This window comes from Caldisericum sp. (assembly GCF_049967455.1).
Classification (GTDB): domain Bacteria; phylum Caldisericota; class Caldisericia; order Caldisericales; family Caldisericaceae; genus Caldisericum; species Caldisericum exile_A.
This window is the reverse complement of the sequence record NZ_JBMFSR010000100.1, coordinates 1-797: the sequence shown is the minus strand read 5'-3', so window position 1 is coordinate 797 and position 797 is coordinate 1. Positions and strand designations below refer to the sequence as shown.

General features: G+C 41.4%; 1 protein-coding gene and 1 tRNA gene. Both read left to right on the top strand.

Features of this window, described 5'->3' with window-relative positions; translation table 11 throughout:
* Positions 1-363: S1 RNA-binding domain-containing protein (locus ACP5SP_RS08020; RefSeq protein WP_428076555.1), on the top strand; the 363-nt coding region annotated here is incomplete at its 5' end.
* Positions 354-429 (top strand) — tRNA-Met (locus tag ACP5SP_RS08015). The genes ACP5SP_RS08020 and ACP5SP_RS08015, both read left to right, overlap by 10 nt.
* Positions 430-797: the final 368 nt, after the last annotated feature.

Genomic DNA, 797 nt, shown 5'->3' with positions numbered 1-797 from the left:
GGAAACAGCGAGTTAGCAGGAAAAGTAATTAGGTTGATGCCTTATGGTGCCTTTGTAAAACTTGACGAAGGAAAAGTCGGACTTATCTACGTTGGCGAGCTTACCAGAGCTCTTGGCGAGGATTACCAAAAGATAATTAGGGAAGGCGACAGAGTACTCGTAAAGATAAGCGGAAGAGGCAAAGACAACAAACTTAATTTGAGCTTTGTAAAGAAAATGCGTGATGAGCCAGCACCCAAGCAGTTTGAGGAAGTCAAGAAGAGTGCTTTTGAGTACAAGCTTAAGAAATTCCTGAAAGAATCACAAGACTCATTATCAGACCAGAACAACAGGATTAAGAGACACAGAGGAATGGCGGCGTAGCCCAGTGGTTAGAGCATCCGGCTCATACCCGGAGTGTCGAGGGTTCGAATCCCCCCGCCGCCACCACAGAGCGCCTTTTAGTGTTTAAAATCTTAAGATTTTTCGCTAATCGGTTGCGTCCAAAAATGTATTTTCAACCTCCCCGCCAATAAACTGAAACGAGGCTTTTACCTGCCTCTATCCTGATAATAAGCAAATGCTAAAGGCGAGATTTTTCTTCACGAGTCATATAGGGCAGATTGAAACAACGGTTATCAATTTTTCTGATATTTTACTGTAATCAAGCTTTGTGCTTTGTTTTGCAAGCAGTAAAGCTTTTTCCCGACTTTATCACTTTTTCCTTATTTTCTTGTGGAAGCATACAGGGATAAAGAAAAAGGTATCATAAAGCACAAAGTGATCCTTAACCTTGGTAGATTAGATATGATAGAGAA